17 protein-coding genes, 1 tRNA gene and 1 riboswitch are annotated in these 19,003 nt (G+C 61.1%); of the genes, 11 read left to right on the top strand and 7 right to left on the bottom strand.

Annotated elements, in window-relative coordinates; genetic code table 11:
* Positions 1-454: 454 nt before the first annotated feature.
* The gene (locus tag AA0535_RS14125) at positions 455-2,824 is read left to right on the top strand and encodes a ligand-binding sensor domain-containing diguanylate cyclase (RefSeq protein WP_264817271.1); all 2,370 of its coding nucleotides are present in this window, start codon (positions 455-457) and stop codon (positions 2,822-2,824) included.
* Here AA0535_RS14125 and apaG read toward each other — a convergent pair.
* Positions 2,784-3,260: a Co2+/Mg2+ efflux protein ApaG gene (gene apaG / locus AA0535_RS14120; RefSeq protein WP_264817270.1), complete on the bottom strand. Its 477-nt coding sequence runs from the start codon at positions 3,258-3,260 to the stop codon at positions 2,784-2,786. The two genes, AA0535_RS14125 and apaG, sit on opposite strands and share 41 nt — an antisense overlap.
* A 36-nt stretch (positions 3,261-3,296) precedes the next feature.
* Positions 3,297-4,484, bottom strand: coding sequence for an O-succinylhomoserine sulfhydrylase (gene metZ / locus AA0535_RS14115; RefSeq protein WP_264817269.1), 1,188 nt, complete (start codon positions 4,482-4,484; stop codon positions 3,297-3,299).
* 63 nt (positions 4,485-4,547) lie between these two features.
* Positions 4,548-4,627, bottom strand: a riboswitch (SAM riboswitch).
* A 107-nt stretch (positions 4,628-4,734) separates the two neighbouring features.
* On the opposite strand from metZ, the gene AA0535_RS14110 reads away from it, so the two are divergent.
* Positions 4,735-4,808 (top strand) — tRNA-Gly (locus tag AA0535_RS14110).
* A gap of 24 nt (positions 4,809-4,832) precedes the next feature.
* On the opposite strand, the gene AA0535_RS14105 is transcribed toward AA0535_RS14110, so the two are convergent.
* The 5 genes from AA0535_RS14105 to AA0535_RS14085 form a co-directional block, all read right to left on the bottom strand.
* The gene (locus tag AA0535_RS14105) at positions 4,833-5,396 is read right to left on the bottom strand and encodes a hypothetical protein (protein ID WP_264817268.1); all 564 of its coding nucleotides are present in this window, start codon (positions 5,394-5,396) and stop codon (positions 4,833-4,835) included.
* 61 nt (positions 5,397-5,457) lie between these two features.
* Positions 5,458-6,216 (bottom strand): 2OG-Fe dioxygenase family protein, encoded by a 759-nt coding sequence (locus AA0535_RS14100; protein WP_264817267.1) that lies wholly within the window; start codon positions 6,214-6,216, stop codon positions 5,458-5,460.
* 26 nt (positions 6,217-6,242) lie between these two features.
* Positions 6,243-7,478: an NAD(P)/FAD-dependent oxidoreductase gene (locus AA0535_RS14095; protein WP_264817265.1), complete on the bottom strand. Its 1,236-nt coding sequence runs from the start codon at positions 7,476-7,478 to the stop codon at positions 6,243-6,245.
* Positions 7,479-7,764: 286 nt separating this feature from the next.
* Positions 7,765-9,000 (bottom strand): bifunctional glutamate N-acetyltransferase/amino-acid acetyltransferase ArgJ, encoded by a 1,236-nt coding sequence (gene argJ / locus AA0535_RS14090; RefSeq protein ID WP_264817263.1) that lies wholly within the window; start codon positions 8,998-9,000, stop codon positions 7,765-7,767.
* 139 nt (positions 9,001-9,139) lie between these two features.
* The gene (locus AA0535_RS14085; RefSeq protein WP_264817262.1) at positions 9,140-10,057 is read right to left on the bottom strand and encodes a peptidylprolyl isomerase; all 918 of its coding nucleotides are present in this window, start codon (positions 10,055-10,057) and stop codon (positions 9,140-9,142) included.
* A 363-nt stretch (positions 10,058-10,420) separates the two neighbouring features.
* On the opposite strand from AA0535_RS14085, the gene secA reads away from it, so the two are divergent.
* The 9 genes from secA to AA0535_RS14040 all read left to right on the top strand — a co-directional run bounded on the left by secA (position 10,421) and on the right by AA0535_RS14040 (position 18,947).
* Entirely contained in the window at positions 10,421-13,144 is a 2,724-nt protein-coding gene (secA, locus tag AA0535_RS14080; RefSeq protein WP_264817261.1) for a preprotein translocase subunit SecA, read from the top strand.
* Positions 13,145-13,169: 25 nt separating this feature from the next.
* Positions 13,170-13,919: a YebC/PmpR family DNA-binding transcriptional regulator gene (locus tag AA0535_RS14075; protein WP_264817260.1), complete on the top strand. Its 750-nt coding sequence runs from the start codon at positions 13,170-13,172 to the stop codon at positions 13,917-13,919.
* Positions 13,916-14,422 (top strand): crossover junction endodeoxyribonuclease RuvC, encoded by a 507-nt coding sequence (ruvC, locus tag AA0535_RS14070; protein WP_127102882.1) that lies wholly within the window; start codon positions 13,916-13,918, stop codon positions 14,420-14,422. Before AA0535_RS14075 ends, ruvC begins: the two co-directional genes overlap by 4 nt.
* A gap of 94 nt (positions 14,423-14,516) precedes the next feature.
* On the top strand, positions 14,517-15,122 hold the full coding sequence (ruvA, locus tag AA0535_RS14065) for a Holliday junction branch migration protein RuvA (protein ID WP_264817258.1): 606 nt from the start codon (positions 14,517-14,519) through the stop codon (positions 15,120-15,122).
* A 97-nt stretch (positions 15,123-15,219) separates the two neighbouring features.
* A complete protein-coding gene (gene ruvB, locus AA0535_RS14060) occupies positions 15,220-16,278 on the top strand; it encodes a Holliday junction branch migration DNA helicase RuvB (protein WP_373319352.1) in 1,059 nt (352 codons plus the stop codon).
* Positions 16,265-16,678, top strand: coding sequence for a YbgC/FadM family acyl-CoA thioesterase (locus AA0535_RS14055; protein ID WP_304500920.1), 414 nt, complete (start codon positions 16,265-16,267; stop codon positions 16,676-16,678). Before ruvB ends, AA0535_RS14055 begins: the two co-directional genes overlap by 14 nt.
* A gap of 147 nt (positions 16,679-16,825) precedes the next feature.
* Positions 16,826-17,494: a protein TolQ gene (tolQ, locus tag AA0535_RS14050; RefSeq protein ID WP_369794225.1), complete on the top strand. Its 669-nt coding sequence runs from the start codon at positions 16,826-16,828 to the stop codon at positions 17,492-17,494.
* Between the two features lie 5 nt (positions 17,495-17,499).
* Entirely contained in the window at positions 17,500-17,934 is a 435-nt protein-coding gene (gene tolR / locus AA0535_RS14045) for a protein TolR (RefSeq protein ID WP_025886303.1), read from the top strand.
* 17 nt (positions 17,935-17,951) lie between these two features.
* Complete coding sequence (locus AA0535_RS14040; protein WP_127102885.1) at positions 17,952-18,947, top strand: energy transducer TonB; 996 nt, start codon at positions 17,952-17,954, stop codon at positions 18,945-18,947.
* Positions 18,948-19,003 lie beyond the last annotated feature (56 nt).

Here is a 19,003-nt window from a genome sequence, read left to right as displayed (position 1 = left end):
GGCTCGTTCGGCCCCGGATGCTGATCTGCCAATGAGATTGTTTTCCCAGCGCGATGGGATCGACAGCTCGTATATTTTCGGAATGGCGCAGGATCGGCAAGGGTACCTGTATGCTCTCACGCTACGCGCCCTTTATTTTTTCTCAGGTCAGCGATTTTACGAGGTTCCGCTGATTGGAGGAGGCGGGGCGGTTTCCCATGCTGACACGCTGAGTTTTCTGCCTGATGGCCGCTTGCTGGCCGTACGTGATGGGTCTCTCTACCTTTCTGATCAGCCAACCAGTGCACGTACGTCCCCGGCGGCTTTCAAATTCCGTACGGTCAGGACCGCTAATGTACGACGGATCCAGAACCTTTACGTCGAAGGGAGCGTCATTTTCGCCCTTGATTCGAGGGGAGTGCATTCTTGCAGTCTTGCCTCAGGTCCCGTGCTCGCTTGCGAAGCGTCACTGCCGATGGGCGGGAAGCAAGCCCAGCAACTCGACGGCCATCTTGTTCTGCGGGATGTTGCGACAAATCAGTTCAGCGACGTCACGGGTATTCACCGGTTCGTATTGCCGCAGGATGCTGCGGTACCCAAGCAGATGTACGAACGCGGAAACCGATCTCTTTTCGCCTACCGTCGCGGAGAACTCCTGATCCCGGAGCTCGGCGGTCGTGTCACGATTTTGCCGTTGGGCTGGGATTTCGACAGGGGAACGATCATTGATCGTCCGCTCTTCACAGCCCGATCGTCTGACGCAACGGTGTTCTTTGATGGAAGTCACCTCCTGTCCTATGACGGTGATTACTGGAGTTCGCTCAACCACGAATTATCTCGTGAACAAGATATCTATTTCGGCTTTGTCGACAAGGATAGACAGCTCTGGACCGTTCAGGATGCTGTCGAACTGACCAAACTTATTGGCTGGGGCGTCTGGGAAAATCTGGAGCCTCAGAGCATACGATCGGTCTGGTCAGTGCTGCCCGATAACGGACGGCAATTGCTGTTCACCGACCACGGGGTCTATCCGCTGCATCATAACGAGGTCGGCGAGCGTCTGCGCGAAGGGAATTTCTTCTTCGGATTGAAGGACGGAAGTTCGGGTTACTGGGCCCCCGTAGACGATCAGTTCCTGCTCCATTGTCAGGATCGCCCGCAGGGATTTGTGTGCGATCGCAAACTGCCCATGAGCCGCGTCATGGGGCTAGGGCAATCGGCTGACGGCTCGAGGCTGTGGATCGTCTCCGATGACGGTCTCTTCGAGCTTATGGAGAGTGATGGTTCCTCGCCGGTGCTTGCGACGGATGATAAAGGCAAAGCTCTGGACAAACCTTCGGGCGCCCTTGCCATGCGTGACGACGGTACGCCATGGGCGGCCATTGGCGGGGCTCTCTACAGACGGGGGAGCGACGGGCACTGGGTGAAAGCCGTCACGCACTGGCCGAACTCACGCGATTTTTCGCCGATGACCATGGCATTTTCCTCTCACGATGATCTGTGGGTCGGAGGTCTGCGCGCGCGCGCAGGATTGCTCCATCTCACCCTTGAAGGGGCACGCGTCGCACATATCGAGCAGATCGATCCGGGGCGCACGGGATCCCCTATCGTCTTCAGCCTGCTCGCAGACTCCCACAGGCGTCTGTGGGTTGGGACCGAGAACGGGCTTGCGGCTTATGACGGCCAACAATGGGTCCGCCTGACGAAGGATGACGGGCTGATTTCAGCCAACATCAATCAGCAGGGACTGACTGAGGACCATGACGGCACGATCTGGGTGACCACCACTCGAGGTGTCTCACACCTGATGCATCCGGAGCATTTTTTCGAAAAAACCGCATTAAATCCCGTTTTCGTGCAGGTCCGGCTCGGCGATCATCTGCTGCCAGAAAAGGCCGTCCCTTTTTCGCGCGATCCGCTGATGGTGACGCTAGGGTCGCTCAATACAGCTCTGGCACCGACAACCTATTTTCGTTACCGGCTGGAGGGTGTCGATCAGAGCTGGATCAAGACGACAACCGGTGAGATACGCTACAATTTCGTCCCGCCCGGTCATTCACGGCTTGTGGTGCAGGCCATCAACGATAATCGCAATCTGATATCCAGGCCGATCATCCTTGAAATCAGGATGCAGCGCCCCTGGTGGGCCACATGGCCACTTATCGCCGTTTACGTCATTTCCGTCGTGGCGGTTCCTTACGCTCTCACGCGGTTCAGGTTCCGCTATCTGGTCAAGCGCCAGAGACGGCTCGAAGCTCTCGTTGATGAGCGCACCAGGGAGATGCGCGCCGCGCAGGATGCTCTCGAGCAACAGGCCCGTCAGGATGGTCTGACCCGCCTGATGAATCGTAGGACGGCAGAGGCAAGTGCGAAGCGTCTGCTGGAAAAGCTCGCCCGTCCTGATTACGACGGTGAATATCGCTCGGCGACACTGGCGCTTTTCGACGTCGACTACTTCAAGGCGATCAATGACACGTTCGGGCACATGATTGGCGACGAGATTCTCGCCGGTATCGGGTCACGCCTGCTCAGAGACAAGAAGCCCGATGAAATCATCGGTCGCTACGGCGGCGAGGAATTCCTGATTGTCATCCACGGTGATGCCCACGCCTCGCATGCACGCGTTGCCCTTCTACTGGCCGCGTTGAGTGAGACTCCCTTCGAGACGAAGGTGGGCGCGCTGACAATCGGATGCAGTGCGGGCATAGCGCGTACCTCTCCCGAGGAAAGCTGGGCAGATACGCTGGAGAGGGCCGATCAGGCTCTTTATCAGGCCAAGCTTGAGGGACGTGGCCGCATGATTGTCAGTGAACGAGACCGAGACGATGGGGACTATCCAGGCTGAAAGCCGGGATGACGACGTCGAAACGTTCGGCAGTGGCGGGGATGATCATCGAATAGACCCCGCGCATGAAGCCGCAGGGCGTGGGGAGTGCAACGCCCGATGTGTATTCGAAAATTTCCTGCGCAATCAGGATCGGCTGTTCGCCAACGACGCCCTCACCATGGACGTGATCTGTCTTGCCCCGTCCATCGGTGATCTCCCAGAAGCGTCCCAGGAGCTGGATCGTCTCATCACCGCCATTCTCGATACGGATATGATAGGCCCAGGCGTAATGGTGGTCTTCAGGTTGTGACTGGTCCTCCAGCCAGAAGCTGCGCACTGACACGGTCACATCGCCGGTCGTCGCTTCATAGCGCGGTGCAGCTTCAATGGCTTCGATGATGCTCGTTTCCGGATCGGCTGCGAGGCGGGAGGGGGCGGGCTTGTGCGACGACATGCCCGCCTTGTAGGCTCAGGGTTGCGTCAAAGGCAATCAGCCATTCAGCGCAGCAAGGCTTCGTTTAAGATCGGCAATCAGATCGACACTATCCTCCAGCCCGACCGAGAGACGAATTGCCCCGTCTGTAATTCCAAGACGGGCTCGTTCCTCTGCGGCGACCTTGGAATGGGTGGTCGTGGCAGGATGGGTGGCGAGTGACCGCGCATCACCGAGATTGTTCGAGATCGCGATCAGCCTGAACGCGTTCATGAAGCGGAATGCCGCATCCTTCCCGCCTTCGACCTCGAAAGCAACGAGAGAGCCCCCATTGCTCATCTGCTTCTCCACCAGCGCGCGCTGCGGGTGAGAGGCAAGACCGGGATAGGATACACGCTTGATTCCCGGTTGATTCTCCAGGAAATGCGCGACGGCGCTCGCATTGGACGCCATGGCGTTGACACGTAGCGGCAGGGTCTCGAGCCCCTTGAGGAGTACCCAGGCATTGAACGGAGAAAGCGCGTTCCCCGTATTACGTGTGAACGGCTGAAGAACTTCCTCGATCCACTGCTTGCGCCCGAGAACAGCTCCACCGAGCACACGGCCCTGGCCGTCAATATGCTTGGTACAGGAATACAGCACCACGTCCGCGCCAAGTTCGAGGGGCTTCTGTCCCACGGGGGAGGCAAAGACATTATCGACCATCAGAAGAGCGCCGGCCTGGTGCGCCAGTGTGGCGATGCGCTCGATGTCGAGCACGTCCAGCATAGGGTTAGAGGGACTCTCGATGAGAACGGCGCCCGCCGGGGTAGAAAGCGCCGCCTCCCAGCCCGCCCAGTCATCTCCATCGACCAGTACCGTCTCTATGCCATAACGCGGCAGAAGCGTCGTCACGATCCAGTAGCAGGAGCCGAACAGCGCACGTGAGGCGACAACGCGATCACCCTGCTTCAGATGCGACAATAAGGCGGAGGAAACAGCTCCCATGCCGCTCGAGGTGACGATGCAGGCTTCGGCCCCTTCCAGCAGGGCCAGACGCGCCTGAAGTGCATCGGTGGTCGGGTTGCCAAAGCGCGAATACTGATAATGGGTCACCTCACCGGTGAAGGTGGCAGCGGCCTGTTCGGCACTGTCATAGACAAAGCCCGAGGTCAGAAAGATGGATTCACTGGTTTCGCCATGTTCCGTGCGGCTGACATCCTGGTGAAGCAGGCGCGTGGACGGGCCATATGTTTGATCTGTCATGGAAAAGACACTCCAAAATGCACCGAGGGATAGGGTGCGATTCTGGCCGTGGAAAACCTGGGACGCGGACGATCCCGGGCCTCTTTAGCGCTGTTGTTTAACCTCGCCGCAATCCGGCCTTTCAAATCGCGAGGGTCGTCTGCTCGTCCGAGCGGGCAACGGGCCTGACTATGCGCAAAGCTGTCTGGCTTCGTCAACGGGGGCAGGGGCGATTGCATCGGCAGTCGGGCTGCGCTAAGAGACGCATCACGCGGGTGTAGTTCAATGGTAGAACGGCAGCTTCCCAAGCTGCATACGAGGGTTCGATTCCCTTCACCCGCTCCAGCCTCCGAAATCCGACTGATTGTTTCAGCCGCGCAGAAGCTTCTTTTTTGGAGCGTCCTCCGTCTTTTTCGGCGCAGCTTTTTGCGGTGCAGCGGCGGGAGCTCCATCCTGATAAATCGTGCCGTTCCAGGTCCAACGATCGTTCTTGTCGATCAGCAGGTCATTCATGCCATTATGGCGACTCGACAGCACTGAGATGGCACCGCTGACTGAGTCCAGCACGAGTTTCCATCCTCCCTTGTGGCGCAGGTAGACCGAGGTCGAGCAGCCTGCCGAGCCGCAAAGTCGCGCTGACTGCAACTGCACAAACAGGGCCATATCCGTCTTGTCAGACGAAAGAGGCGCCGAAGCCACAAGAACGACCGGCTGGTCGTCGTGCTTGGCGGCATCTGCCAGATCGGCCGCGTTCAGTTGGCGGGCCTCATGGTCGAGATTGGTCCCTGGCAGGGAGGAAAGGATGACCGGGTGCGGGTCGGGATTATTCGACGAAGCGGCGTGGCGTGTCTTGGCCGAGGTAAGTGGGGCACCAAGACACCACAAGGCCGTGCTCAGCACAGCAATCCGCGCCAGAGCCGTGGAATAACGCATCGACTTGTCTTTCATGTTCATCTCGCGCCGACTCGCAAAGATCGATTTGTGACCGAAGCTCTTACGCGTGACGCAGGGTCACGACCAGTACGTCGCGATAAGCCGGCCGGGCCGGGTCGATGGGCTCCACCGGGGTAACCCCATGATAAACGCGGTGGTCGTCCACCAGAGCGGTATCGAGAGGCGAGGCAAGCGTGAACGAGCCTATTTCCTGCCTGTGGTCATCATGGATTGTCGTCACCCCCGATGCGACATTCTCGCGGCTGACCATCAGGACGAACACCCAGTCCACCCCGTCGCGATGCATGCCCTCTGGGGTAGGGCGGCCCAGATTGCCCGACTGGGCCTCGATCCGGAACTGATGCACCTCAGCGTGCCAGCTATCTGGCTGGGTCGAGGCCGGGGTCATACGTAGGGCCAAAAGATGGGCAGCATTGAGAATGGACAGCATGACCGGATGGGATGCAATGGCATCCTCGATCGGCCCGAACCAGCGCTCTATCCCACCATTCAGCAGATTATAGTCGCGGCTCTGATAGTGCGGCTGGTGACGCTTGCGGTCGATACGCCCTCCGGCCAGGGCATAGGTGGCGTAGCGCCGCTTACGGTAGCGACCGCCATCGGCCATGTAGCGATCAAGCCCAAGCCTGTTCCAGCTCTCTGCGAAACGTTCCCAGTCCTCGAAGCCGAATGTCTGGAGGAAGGAGCGCATCTCCGGGCCCCGTTCGAAGGCATAACCTTGCGCCTGAAGCGCCTGCACCAGAGCATCGAGACGTTCGGCCTCGGCCGGGGGGAGGGATTGTGAACGCTGAAGAGGCATGGATCGAGACTACCGTTGATCGGATGTTATTTGTCCAGACGAGGCCGGGTCGGGTTCAGATGGGCTTTCAGGAAAGCTGCCGTCCCGCGCGCAAGGCCCATAACGCCGATCTGATGCTGACGGAAAATCAGATCGTGCAGCCATCTTGGTGCCAGTCCGCGTAGGAGACCGCCTCCGAAGCTTGTCGAGGAGCCGACCATACCCCACCCATTATAGTCACCCAGCGATACAACGGCACCACGGTCGCGGTAAACAAAAGTGGAGGGCTCGCGACCCTGCGCGATGATCGGGATCGCGCGACCGAGATAGATTCCCTGCTGGCGCGCTACCTGGGCTGTTGCCGGGAGGGGCGAGTCATTGATTCGTGCGCAATCGCCGAGGGCGAAAATCGAAGTGTCGCGAGTCGACTGCATATGGTGGTTCACCACAATCTGTCCGCCGCGCGCGATGTCCAGGCCCTCGAAAAGCTCGGTCGCGGCACTGGCGCGGACGCCGGCCGCCCATACACGCAGCGAGGCCGGTACGACGCGGCCATCCTTGAGGTGGAAGCCTGCCTCGTCCACCGAGGTGACCATCGCCTCGGTCAGAACGCTGACCCCGAGGGCTTCAAGCTGCTTGCGCGCATCATTCGACACACGCTCGGGAAAGGCCGGGAGAATGCGCTTGCCTGTCTCGATCAGGGAGAGGCGCAGGAGGGTACGACGTGCTTCCTTGCCATATCCGGGCGCCAGATCGATGGCGCTGCAGAGCTCGGCCGCAAGCTGCGTGCCCGTTGCACCACCCCCGACGATACCCACCTCGAGCGTCGTGTTACGCGCGGCAGCGTCGCGGAAGGCCGCCCGGAATTTTTCGTGAAAGCTGCTGGCATCCGGCAGGGAGTCGATGAAGGTGCAATTGGCCATCACCCCTTCGATCCCGAAATCATTCGAACGTGAGCCGAGCGAGACGATCAGCATGTCGTAAGGGATGATCTCGTCATTCGCGAGACGGATCTCATGCTTCTCGCGGTCCACACTACTCAATGAACTCTGGATGAAGCGAAAGCCGAAGCGACGGCTTGCCTCGATGAAGGTCGTGCAATCGCGCGACTCTTCGCCCGTGCCAGCTGCAAATTCATGCAGCATCGGCTTCCAGTAATGCACGGCGCCCTTGTCGATCAGCGTGGTTTCGATGTCGCGGTGACGACCGCGACCCAGCGTCATCGCTGTTTCCATCCCGGCAACACCGCCGCCGATGATGACCACGCGAAATCCATTTGCCATGCCTGTTCCTCCTCGGCGTCGCCCGGGCATGGAGTACGACGCTGATATGATTGCGTTTACCGTGAGCTGTGCTGGCTCATGACCCATAATGTGGGTGCAATCAACGCGTCCGTCCAGACACGGGATGCCCTCTCCTGAACAAAAAGGGACAGCGGAAGTACTAAATCAAATGAAAATGCGGTGCAATCGCAACTTCCGATGAGGTCTGTCCGAAAAATTGTCGGATGGGAAGGGAGGAAAAGGGGGGGACGACCGGCCCATGAGGGCCGGTCGAGGGAAACGAAATTCAGCTTCTGTAGGAGCCGTTGATGTCGATGTATCCATGGGTCAGATCGCAACTCCAGATCTGGGCATGGCCGTTGGCGAGCCCGAGATCGATCTGGATGTCGATATCCTGTCCCTTCATGTGATCCACCACCGGGGTCTCGTCATAACCTTCGACAACCGTCCCCTGGCGTGCAATCCAGGTGCCTCCGATAGCGACCGAGAGTGTATCGCGATTGGCGGGCTCCCCGCTCTTGCCCACGGCCATCACGATTCGTCCCCAATTGGCGTCTTCGCCCGCGATGGCGGTCTTGACGAGAGGCGAGTTGCCAATGGCAAGGGCAATCTTCTTGGCTGAGTCATCGGAGACGGCGCCGCTGACCCGAACAGTGAAGAGTTTCGTGGCGCCCTCGCCGTCGCGTACGACCATCAGGGCAAGCTCGAGCAGCAGAGAGTTCAGCGCCTCGCGGAACGCGACCAGAGTTGGATCGGCGAGGGAGGTTACGATCTCGTTTCCGGCTTCACCCGTTGCAAAAACCAGCACCATGTCCGAGGTCGAGGTATCGGAGTCGACCGTGATCGCATTGAAGCTGCGTTCGGTGCCTTCTACCAGCAGGGCCTGCAGAATGTCGTGTGATATGGCTGCATCCGTCACAACGAAGCCCAGCATCGTGGCCATGTCGGGGGCAATCATGCCGCTGCCCTTGGCGATACCCTGGATAGTCACCGTGCTCCCCCCGATTTCGACCTTGCGTATGGCCGCCTTGGGGAAGGTATCGGTTGTCATGATGGCGCGCGCCGCATCCTCCCATCCCTCGGGAGAGAGGCCCTCATAAAGACCCGGCATGGCGTCGCTGATACGCTCTGCGTCGAGCGGCTCACCGATCACGCCTGTCGAGGCAAGAAAGACTTCCGTCGCCGGGCAGTGAACGACGCGTGCCGCAGCCGCCGCCGAAATCTGCGTGGCGATGATGCCTGCGCGGCCTGTGAAAACATTGGCGTTGCCGGAATTCACGACGAGCGCGCGCGCCTTGCCCTGAGCCAGGGCGGCGCGGCTCCAGTCGATGGGCGCACCGGGGCATTTACTGCGCGTGAACACACCAGCCGCCGTCGTGCCGGGCACGAATTCCATCATCATGAGATCGGGGCGATCCTTGTAGCGGATCTGCGCAGCGACAGCGCCAAGGCGTACACCGGCCACCGGTTCAAGACGCGGCAGAGCCTGGGCGAGGGGGGAGAGGGGGAGGGCTTTGGCCATGATCTGTCTCCGAACGGTAAACGTCGGAAGGAGGATGCACGGCTCGCGCCTCAGGTCCAGCCCTTCACCCTGAATTCAGGTGAAAAGACTGGAACAATGAGTGAAAAGTGAGGGGGAATACCTCACCTTCCAACAGGCATTACTTCTTCGCAGGTGCAGCGGCAGGGGCATCGCTGATGGGCTTGCCCTGAGCGTCATAGCGCACGATCTTGACCTTGGACTGGGCCTCCTCAACGATCTTGCGCACGTTGTCGCGGATCAGCTGCTGGCGAATTTCGTCATGCACCTGGTCGAGCGGCGGAACGGGCGCTTCACGCGTGGCGAGAACCTGAATCACGTGCCAGCCATACTGGGTCTTGACCGGGGTCTGGCTGATGGTGCCGGGCTTCATGGCGAAAGCGGCCTTCGAGAATTCCGGCAGCATGTCGTCCTTCTTGAACCAGCCCAGATCGCCGCCGCTCGCGCCCGAACCCTTGTCGGTCGAGAGCTTCTTGGCGAGGTCCTCGAACTTCGCCCCCTTGTCGAGCTGCTTGATCACGTCCTTCGCGGTCGCTTCATCGGCAACCAGAATGTGACGGGCATGGATTTCCTGCTCGCCCTTCTTGGAAGCATAATTTGCCTGATAGGCCTGCTTGATGGCGTCTTCCGTCACCATCGGAGCGACCTTTTCCTGCAGATAGGCATTCTGCAGCGCATTATCGGCGGCATCCTGCATCTGGGCCTTCACGTCGGGCTTCTTTTCGAGGCCTTCCTTCAGCGCATCGATCTGGATGGCCTTCTGGCTGACGATCTGGTTCAGCAGAATATTGACCAGCGTGTTGGGCGGAAGCTGGCGCGCCTGCGGCGGCAGGCCGGCAGCAGCCTTCTTGACGTCATCCAGATAGATCTTCTGGCCGTTGACCGAGGCGATCAGCGGGTTGGCGTCGGCAGGGGCAGCGGCAGCGGCCGGGGCCGCATTTGCCGGGGCGGCAGGGGCAGGCGCGGCGAAGGCCGGAGCCACCAGAGTCGTGCCGGAAATGAGGGCGGCGCAGAAAAGAGCCGGGCGGGTAAGCCGCATGGAGAAACAACCTCGAAAAACTCGTGGAACTTCGGTCAGCATGGCGCAGGCTTGACGGCACGGCAAGGCCGCCGGGTACGCTAATCCCGGTTTTGATGGCACTCTTCATGAAGAAATCGTGCACGGGGCCGGGTCTACCGCCCGGGATCGTTGCGCTGCTCGGTTGACCAAGGCAAGGGCGCGCCTTATCTCCTTTCCCGCGTGGACGATCCCGAACCTGCCCCGGCGGGCGCGCTGCGCCCCCGCCCAGTCTGACGGTCAGTGCCCTGTGCACCGGCCTCTTCCGGTCCCGGCGGGAAGGGATCATCCGCCTCTCAAGTTCGCGGTCCGTCCAAGACGGGCCAGTTCGCCAGAAGGACAGTCATGTTCGCTCGTATCGCCCGCGCCGTATTCGGCACCGCCAATGATCGCTCGCTGAAGGGCTATCAGAAGCGCCTGCCGGAAATCAACGCGCTCGAGCCTGCCGTGAAGGCGCTCGACGACGAGGCGCTGCGTGCCAAGACCGCAGAATTCCAGGGCCGTATCGCTGCGGGGGAAAGTCTCGACAAGATCATGCCCGAGGCCTTTGCCGTGTGTCGCGAAGCCTCGCGTCGCGTTCTGGGCATGCGCCACTTCGATGTTCAGCTCGTGGGCGGCATGGTGCTCCATTCCGGTCGCATCGCTGAAATGCGAACGGGTGAGGGCAAGACCCTCGTCGCCACACTCGCCGTTTATCTTAGCGCGCTGGCCGGCAAGGGCGTGCATGTGGTGACGGTCAATGACTACCTCGCCCGGCGCGATGCCGAGGAGATGAGCAAGCTCTACAGCTTTCTCGGCCTGACCACCGGCGTGATCGTGCCCAACCTGTCCGATGACGAGCGGCGTGCTGCCTATGGCTCCGACATTACCTACGGCACTAATAACGAATTCGGCTTCGATTATCTGCGCGACAACATGAAGTACACGCTGGAGGAAATGGTCCAGCGTCCATTCTATCATGCCATCGTGGACGAGGTGGATTCGATCCTGATCGACGAGGCACGCACGCCTCTGATCATCTCCGGTCCCGCAGATGACAGCTCGGAACTCTATCGCGGCGTCGATGATGTCGTGGTCCAACTCGTCAAGCACCCCGAGGCTTTCGAAAAGGACGAGAAGCTGCGTTCGGTCATCCTGACCGAGCAGGGTTCAGATCTGGTGGAGGAGATGCTGCGTGAGGCAGGTGTCCTTCATGAAGGCGGACTCTATGACGTGCACAACATCGCCGTCATGCATCATGTGCAGCAATCCTTGCGCGCCCACACGCTTTTCGCTCGCGATGTCGAATATATCGTGCGCGGCGGCAAGGTGATCATCATCGACGAGTTCACCGGGCGCATGATGGATGGGCGTCGCTACTCCGACGGCCTGCATCAGGCCCTCGAAGCGAAAGAACGCGTCGAGATCCAGCCGGAAAACCAGACTCTTGCCTCGATCACCTTCCAGAACTATTTCCGTCTCTATCCCAAGCTCTCGGGCATGACCGGTACCGCCATGACCGAGGCGGACGAGTTTGCCGAGATCTACAAGCTCGAAGTCGTCGAGATTCCCACGAATCTCCCTGTCGCGCGCAAGGATACGGATGACGAGGTGTACATCACGGCACGCGAAAAATTCGAAGCCGTCGCCAATCTGATTCAGGAAGTCTCCAAGTCGGGCCAGCCGGTTCTGGTCGGGACGACCTCAATCGAGAAGAGTGAGCATCTGTCCAACCTGCTCAGCTCGAAGAGCATTCCGCATTCCGTGCTGAATGCGCGTTTTCATGAAATGGAATCCCAGATCGTGGCGCAGGCCGGTGCCCCGGGGGCGATCACCATTGCCACCAACATGGCGGGCCGTGGAACGGACATCAAGCTGGGCGGCAATCTGGACATGCTGATCCGCCAGAGCCTGGAGAAGATCGAGGACGAGGCCGCGCATGAGGCCGAGATCCTGCGCCTGCGCGAGGAGATTGCGGTCAATCATGGCACGGTCAAGGAGCTCGGTGGCCTGTATGTGATCGGTACGGAGCGCCATGAGAGCCGCCGCATCGATAATCAGCTGCGTGGCCGTTCGGGCCGACAGGGCGACCCGGGTGCCTCGCGCTTCTTCCTGTCGCTTGAAGACGATCTGATGCGCATCTATGGCGGCGAGCGTATGGGCGCGTTCTGGACCAAGCTCGGAATGAAGGAAGGCGAGGCCATCGTTCATCCCTGGCTGAACAAGGCGCTCGAGCGTGCGCAGAAGAAGGTCGAGGCGCGCAATTTCGACATGCGCAAGAATGTCCTCAAATATGACGACGTCATGAATGACCAGCGCAAGGAGGTTTACGCCCAGCGCCGGGAATACATGGCGATGGAAGATGTGTCGGGTATTATCCAGGAGCTGCGCGAGCAGGGCATCGAGGAAGCCGTTCATGCGCGTATCCCCGAGAAGGCCTTTGCCGAGCAGTGGGAGAGCGAGGCGCTCCAGGCCGATCTGCTCTCTCTCCTGAATCTCGACCTGCCGATCAGCGACTGGGCGAAGGAAGACGGCATGGACGCCGCCCTCGTGATCCAGCGTGTGGAGGAGGCTGCGGCTCAGGCGCAGGCTGCGCGTTCCGCCAATATCGGTCCGACCATCATGCGCCATATCGAGAAGCAGGTTCTTCTCACCTCGTTCGACGCCGTCTGGAAGGAGCACCTTCATGCGCTCGACCAGCTCCGTCAGGGAATCGGTCTGCGCGCCTATGGCCAGCGCGATCCGCTGAACGAATACAAGCATGAGGCTTTCCAGCTTTTCACTGCGATGCTTGACGACATGCGACTGCGCGTGACGACCACCATGTCCCGTATCGAGGTGGTGCAGCAGGCCGATCCTTTCCCGGGGACCGAGGGGCAGCAGGTTTTTGCGCCGAATGACGCGGGTTCCGCGGCAGGACTCGAGCCCCGTCAGGTGGGCATGCAGCCTTCGGCACTCTTCCAGTCACCGGGCGCTGGCATGAATGCGCCGGAAATCGAGGGCGGTTACGCGCAGGAGACACCGCGCAACGCCCCGTGCCCCTGTGGATCGGGCAAGAAATTCAAACATTGTCACGGCCGTCTGGCCTGAGACACCCAAGGTTGAGGAGGCTCTGATGGCCGGTCATTCGCAATTCAAGAATATCATGCACCGCAAAGGTGCGCAGGACGCCAAGCGTGCCAAGCAGTTTGCGAAGATCCTGCGTGAAATCACGGTCGCGGCGCGTTCCGGCCTGCCTGACCCATCCTCCAATCCTCGCCTGCGTGCCGCCATGATCGCAGCGCGTGAGGCGAACATGCCCAAGGACAATGTCGAGCGCGCCATCAAGAAGGCCAGCGGCGCTGGTGGTGGCGAGGATTACGTCGAGGTCCGCTACGAGGGCTACGGTCCGGCTGGCGTCGCCGTCATCGTCGAGGGGTTGACCGATAACCGCAATCGTACGGCCAGCGAAGTCCGCGCGGCTTTCTCGAAGCATGGCGGCTCGATGGGTGAGAGCAACTCGGTCTCGTTCATGTTCCAGCGTCTGGGCGTGGTCACTTATCCGGTGGCTGCAGCATCGGAAGACGATATGCTCGATGCGGCGATCGAGGCCGGCGCCGACAATGCCGAGCTCACCCAGGACGCGCATGAGATCACCTGCGCGATGGAGAACCTCTTCGCGGTGCGTGACGCCCTTGAGGCGCGTTTCGGTGAGCCGAGCTCGGCCAAGCTGGACTGGCGCCCCGAGAACACGGTGACGCTGGATGAGGAAAAAGCGCGCTCGGTGCTCAAGCTGATCGACGTTCTGGAAGACAATGACGACATTCAGGCCGTCTATGCCAATTTCGATATCCCCGACGATGTTGCCCAGGCACTGGCTGCTTGATCCGACTTCTCGGGATTGACCCCGGTCTGCGCTTCATGGGCTGGGGTCTGATCGATGTGGAGGGCAACAGGCTCCAGCATGTTGCCTCCGGCGTGATCGCGACCGATGGGGCGGAATCCGTCCCCCTGCGTCTGTGCGAGCTGCACGGGGCGCTGCAAAAGCTGATACGCGATTACCAGCCCGCCGAAGCCGCCGTGGAAGAGACCTATGTCAACCGCAACGGCGCCTCGACGCTGAAGCTGGGCTATGCGCGCGGCGTGGCCCTGCTGACGCCCGCCTATGAAGGCCTGCCCGTGGCTGAGTACGGGGCCATGATGGTCAAGAAATCGGTGGTCGGTACTGGATCCGCTACGAAGGAGCAGGTCACCATGATGGTCAAGCGCCTTCTACCCGGAGCGATCATTCACAAGGCCGATGCGTCAGATGCTCTGGCGGTAGCGATCTGTCATGCCCATCATCGTGAAACGGCACGGCAGGTCTCTTCCGGCAGGCGTATGGCCTGACAGGGACGCCGGCGTCATCCCCCTGAGTGACGGGAGGCCGTATGTCTGGCAGAGTGATTTCAGGGGCCCGTGAAACGGGTGAGGGGAACAAATCATGATCGGATTGCTGACGGGCATTGTGGTGAGCACGGAAACGGATCGCTGCATTCTGGACGTGAATGGTGTCGGTTATCTCGTTTCCGCCTCGACACGCACTCTCGCCAATCTTCCGGCCGCTCCCGAGAAGACCCGGCTGCTGATCGAGACCGTGGTGCGCGAGGACGCAATACAGCTTTTCGGTTTTCTGACCGCAGACGAGCAGGAGTGGTTTCGCCTCCTGACCACCGTGCAGGGTGTCGGCGCAAAAGTGGCGCTCGCCATACTCTCCGTGGCAACACCGGGCGATCTCGTGCTCTCGATCAGCGCGGGAGACAAGGCGGCCTTGACGCGTGCGGCGGGTGTCGGCGCACGTCTGGCCGAGCGCATCGTGACCGAGCTCAAGAGCAAAGTGGGCAAGATGCCGACCAGCGGTGCCACGCCGATCGGGCGCAGTGCCAGCGCCGCTATAGGCTCTGTCGAGGCGGATGCCCTGCAGGCGCTGGCCGGGCTCGGCTTTCGTCGTGTCGAGGCATTTCCCGTGCTCAGTCGTATACTGGCCGAGCATGAAGGCGCGACGCTCGACAAGATCATCCGCCTTGCCCTGCGGGATCTGGCGCGATGATCCCGTCGGAACATGGGTGTCACGTCCGGCGGCAGGCCAGAGAGCGAGGCAGAGGTCAGGATAGAGAGCTGGATAGCAGCGAAGGTGGAATGCGATCATGAGCGAGACTGACAGAGGCCCGCTGACGCCCGAGCGTCGCATGGAGGATAACGACCACGGGTTGCGTCCCCAGACACTGGATGATTTCACGGGGCAGCGTGCGAGTTGCGAGAACCTCTCCGTGTTCATCCAGGCGGCGCGCAGCCGCGGCGAGGCGCTGGATCATGTCCTGCTCCATGGGCCGCCGGGTCTGGGCAAGACGACCCTCGCCCAGATCGTGGCGCGTGAGCTCGGTGTCGGGTTTCGCGCGACATCGGGGCCTGTCATCCAGCGTGCGGGTGACCTCGCAGCCATCCTCACCAATCTGCAGCCCAACGATGTCCTGTTCATCGACGAGATTCATCGCCTGCAGCCTGCCATCGAGGAGGTGCTCTATCCCGCGATGGAGGATTTCCAGCTCGACCTGATCATCGGTGAGGGGCCAGCAGCGCGCTCGGTGCGTATCGACCTCGCCCCGTTCACCCTGGTCGCCGCCACGACGCGCGCCGGGTTGCTCGCTACACCCCTTCGGGATCGCTTCGGCATACCGTTACGCCTTGTTTTCTATACCGCCGAGGAATTGCGGTTGATCGTCTCGCGCGGCGCGGCCAAGCTCGGCATGAACCTGACCGAAGATGGGGCTGAAGAAATTGCGCGTCGGTCGCGCGGCACGCCGCGTATCGCCGGTCGTCTCCTGCGTCGTGTGCGTGATTTTGCTGCCGTTGGCGCGCCGCGTGACCGTGCCATCACCCGGGTGATGGCCGATGCGGCCTTAAACCGACTGGAGGTCGACTCGGTTGGGTTGGATGCGATGGACAGGCGTTACCTCAAGCGTATTGCCGAGCATCATCATGGTGGCCCCGTGGGCGTCGAGACGCTTGCCGCAGCGCTGGCCGAAGCGCGGGATACGCTCGAAGATGTGATCGAGCCCTATCTGATCCAAGAAGGTCTGGTGCTTCGCACGTCGCGCGGGCGGATGCTGGGAGAGCGCGGCTGGACGCATCTGGGGCTGAGCGCTCCTGACTCGGCCCGTTCCAACCAGTTCGACCTGTTGAGAGAGAACGATGAAAGCCCATAAGATCGGCTACCGTATCTATTACGAAGATACGGATGCAGGCGGTATTGTCTATCATGCCCGCTATCTGGCGCTTGCCGAGCGCGCGCGTACCGAGGCCCTGCGCATGGCAGGAACCCCCGTTTCGGTGCTGCAGGAAGAAACCGGGCTGGTCTTCGTCGTAACGAAACTTGCCATTGAGTATCATCGTCCCCTGCGTCTGGATGACTGGGCCGAGATCACGACCACGATCGATTCGATGGGTTCCGCACGTTGCCAGTTGCGCCAGATCGTGACGTGTGGCGACATGCATGCCGCCACGCTGACAGTCGAGCTGGCATGCATCATGCAGAATTCCGGGCGACCTGCCCGAATTCCGCCGCGATGGCGTGCATCCTTGGAGGCATTGTCGAGCCCGACCTGAGGACAGGCGGCATGTGATGATGCGTGACGATTCGGGATAGGCGCGTATGACGCATGCACTGTATAGGCGTGTCGCAGAACGAAGCCTCAGGAGGTTTTTTTGGATCGAGCGGTAAATGCGGCTGACCTAGGGGCCGCCGCTTCAGGGTTGTCACCGTTGGACTTGTTCCTGCATGCATCCATCGTGGTGCAGCTGGTCATGGTGGGGCTGATCTTGTGCAGCGCCTTCGTCTGGGCCGTGATCATCGAGAAGATCATCCTGATCCGTCGCGTCAATCGCGAGGCGACAGAATTCGAGGATCGTTTCTGGTCCGGTGGGAGCCTTGAGGATCTGTACGATTCCGATGGTGCCAAACCCCTCCACCCGATGGCGGCCGTTTTCGGCGCAGCCATGGGCGAATGGCGCCGCTCGGCGCGCATCACCGGCATCGATCTTGCGCGCGGTGGTGTGCGCGACCGTGTGGATCGTGCCATCAACATCACCGTTGCGCGTGAAATGGATCGCCTGAGCCGCCGCGTCGTGGCCCTTGCGACCATTGGTCCCGTTGCACCCTTTGTTGGGTTGTTCGGGACGGTCTGGGGTATCATGCACGCCTTCGGGTCGATCGCGGCCATGCACAACACCAATCTCGCTGTCGTGGCGCCGGGTATTTCCGAGGCCCTTTTTGCGACGGCCATTGGTCTTGTTACCGCGATTCCGGCCTATGTGGCCTATAACGTGACCAGCTCTGCGCTCGATCATTTCGCCGAGCGGATGGATGCTTTCGGCACTGAATTTGCCGCGATTCTGTCGCGCCAGTCGGAAGAACGGAGCTAAGCGCCATGGGCATGTCTGCAGGGGGCGGCCCCGCACGCGGCCGCAGGCGACGCCCGGCGTCGGAGATCAACGTGACGCCGCTGGTGGACGTCATGCTCGTGCTGCTGATCATCTTCATGGTGACGGCACCCATGATGACGAGCGGCGTCAATGTCGATCTTCCCAAAACCGATGCCAGCCCGCTCAATGCCGATACGAAGCCGATCACGGTGTCGATCAAGGCCGATGGCGGTATCTATCTGGGTGAGGACCCGGTCTCGGCCGATCAGCTTGTCGCCCAGTTGCAGCAGGCCGCCCAGAACGACAAGGAGCATCGCATTTTCGTCCGCGCTGATGCTCATATCAATTACGGACAGGTGATGGACATCATGGGGAAGATTACCTCGGGTGGCTTCACGCACGTGGCGCTGCTGGCCCAGCAGCCCGCCGCGGGCCAGTAACCAGAGGAGAAGCAGCCTTGCTGCGTCCCCGTCGGTCCGATGTCCGGCGCTTCCGCTATGCGTTGGGAGCGTCGGTTGCAGCGCATGCGCTGTTTATCGGCTTCCTGCTTGTGCGCCTGCCCATGAGCAAGCCGCCCGAGCCCCCCGAACCCCCGCCCGTCGAAATGGCGTTCGAGGATTCCGGTCCGCCGGCAACCCCGCACAAGGCGGATACGCCTGCGCCAAAGCCCGCGCCTGCGCCCGCCCCGACCCCTACCGATGCGCCGCCCGCCCCGACGCCGCCCACGCCTCAACCCGTGGAAGAACCGCCGCCGCCTGCGCCGCCGCCGCCGCCTATTCCGCCGCCAGCGGAGAGCAAGACGCCGCCTCTGCCTGACGTGAAGACGCCGGAGAAAATGGTCGACGACTCGGCAGAGCCCATCAAGGCCTCGCCGCCCAAGCCGTCACCGCCGTCCGCGTCCAAGCAGGTAGCGCCGCCGTCGCCGCAGACGCAGCCTGTCGACAAGCTGCCGGAGACTCCGACCTTCTCGCATATCACGCAACCCAATGCGGCGAAGAAGACACAGGCCGACTCGCATTCGCTGCTGGCGACGCTCGACGCTATGCGCGCCGACCAGAAGCAGACCCATCCGCCGAAAGCCCGCGCGAACCCGCAGCAGGGTGGCGCGCCAAATGGGGGAGGGGCGCCCAATGGCGATATCACCAACGCGCTCAGCTCGGCCGAGCAGAAGGCGATCGGGGGTTCCGTGCGGCGTTGCTACTCGGAGGATACCGAAGCGCGTAATTATGCCTCATTTAGCGCGCATCTGATTGTCACGATCGATGCGACCGGAGAGGCAAGGATGGCCCGTTTTGCACCCGATACCCAGGCGAAGGCAGCAGCCGACCCGTCTTATCGGGCGTTGGCGGAGCGCGCGCGCGATGCCGTGTTGAGCCCGACCTGCTCGAAACTCCCTATACCGTCGAACCTTTTGGGCAAGACACACGAACTGAAATTCGTGTTCCGACCCTGAGGTTTTTCCGATCATGTTCCTTCCAGAGCGCAAGAGACTCGAATTCATGTCACGCG

It is taken from the genome of Asaia krungthepensis NRIC 0535, from assembly GCF_025995175.1.
GTDB lineage: Bacteria > Pseudomonadota > Alphaproteobacteria > Acetobacterales > Acetobacteraceae > Asaia > Asaia krungthepensis.
This window is presented reverse-complemented; position numbering and strand designations above follow the sequence as displayed.

Excerpts from the sequence above, each read along its gene's own strand:
- AA0535_RS14125 (WP_264817271.1), top strand. The coding sequence starts at position 455 with ATGGGCGGGAAGCAAGCCCAGCAACTCGACGGCCATCTTGTTCTGCGG.
- apaG (WP_264817270.1), bottom strand. The coding sequence starts at position 3,260 with ATGTCGTCGCACAAGCCCGCCCCCTCCCGCCTCGCAGCCGATCCGGAA.
- metZ (WP_264817269.1), bottom strand. The coding sequence starts at position 4,484 with ATGACAGATCAAACATATGGCCCGTCCACGCGCCTGCTTCACCAGGAT.
- AA0535_RS14105 (WP_264817268.1), bottom strand. The coding sequence starts at position 5,396 with ATGCGTTATTCCACGGCTCTGGCGCGGATTGCTGTGCTGAGCACGGCC.
- AA0535_RS14100 (WP_264817267.1), bottom strand. The coding sequence starts at position 6,216 with ATGCCTCTTCAGCGTTCACAATCCCTCCCCCCGGCCGAGGCCGAACGT.
- AA0535_RS14095 (WP_264817265.1), bottom strand. The coding sequence starts at position 7,478 with ATGGCAAATGGATTTCGCGTGGTCATCATCGGCGGCGGTGTTGCCGGG.
- argJ (WP_264817263.1), bottom strand. The coding sequence starts at position 9,000 with ATGGCCAAAGCCCTCCCCCTCTCCCCCCTCGCCCAGGCTCTGCCGCGT.
- AA0535_RS14085 (WP_264817262.1), bottom strand. The coding sequence starts at position 10,057 with ATGCGGCTTACCCGCCCGGCTCTTTTCTGCGCCGCCCTCATTTCCGGC.
- secA (WP_264817261.1), top strand. The coding sequence starts at position 10,421 with ATGTTCGCTCGTATCGCCCGCGCCGTATTCGGCACCGCCAATGATCGC.
- AA0535_RS14075 (WP_264817260.1), top strand. The coding sequence starts at position 13,170 with ATGGCCGGTCATTCGCAATTCAAGAATATCATGCACCGCAAAGGTGCG.
- ruvA (WP_264817258.1), top strand. The coding sequence starts at position 14,517 with ATGATCGGATTGCTGACGGGCATTGTGGTGAGCACGGAAACGGATCGC.
- ruvB (WP_373319352.1), top strand. The coding sequence starts at position 15,220 with ATGAGCGAGACTGACAGAGGCCCGCTGACGCCCGAGCGTCGCATGGAG.
- AA0535_RS14055 (WP_304500920.1), top strand. The coding sequence starts at position 16,265 with ATGAAAGCCCATAAGATCGGCTACCGTATCTATTACGAAGATACGGAT.
- tolR (WP_025886303.1), top strand. The coding sequence starts at position 17,500 with ATGGGCATGTCTGCAGGGGGCGGCCCCGCACGCGGCCGCAGGCGACGC.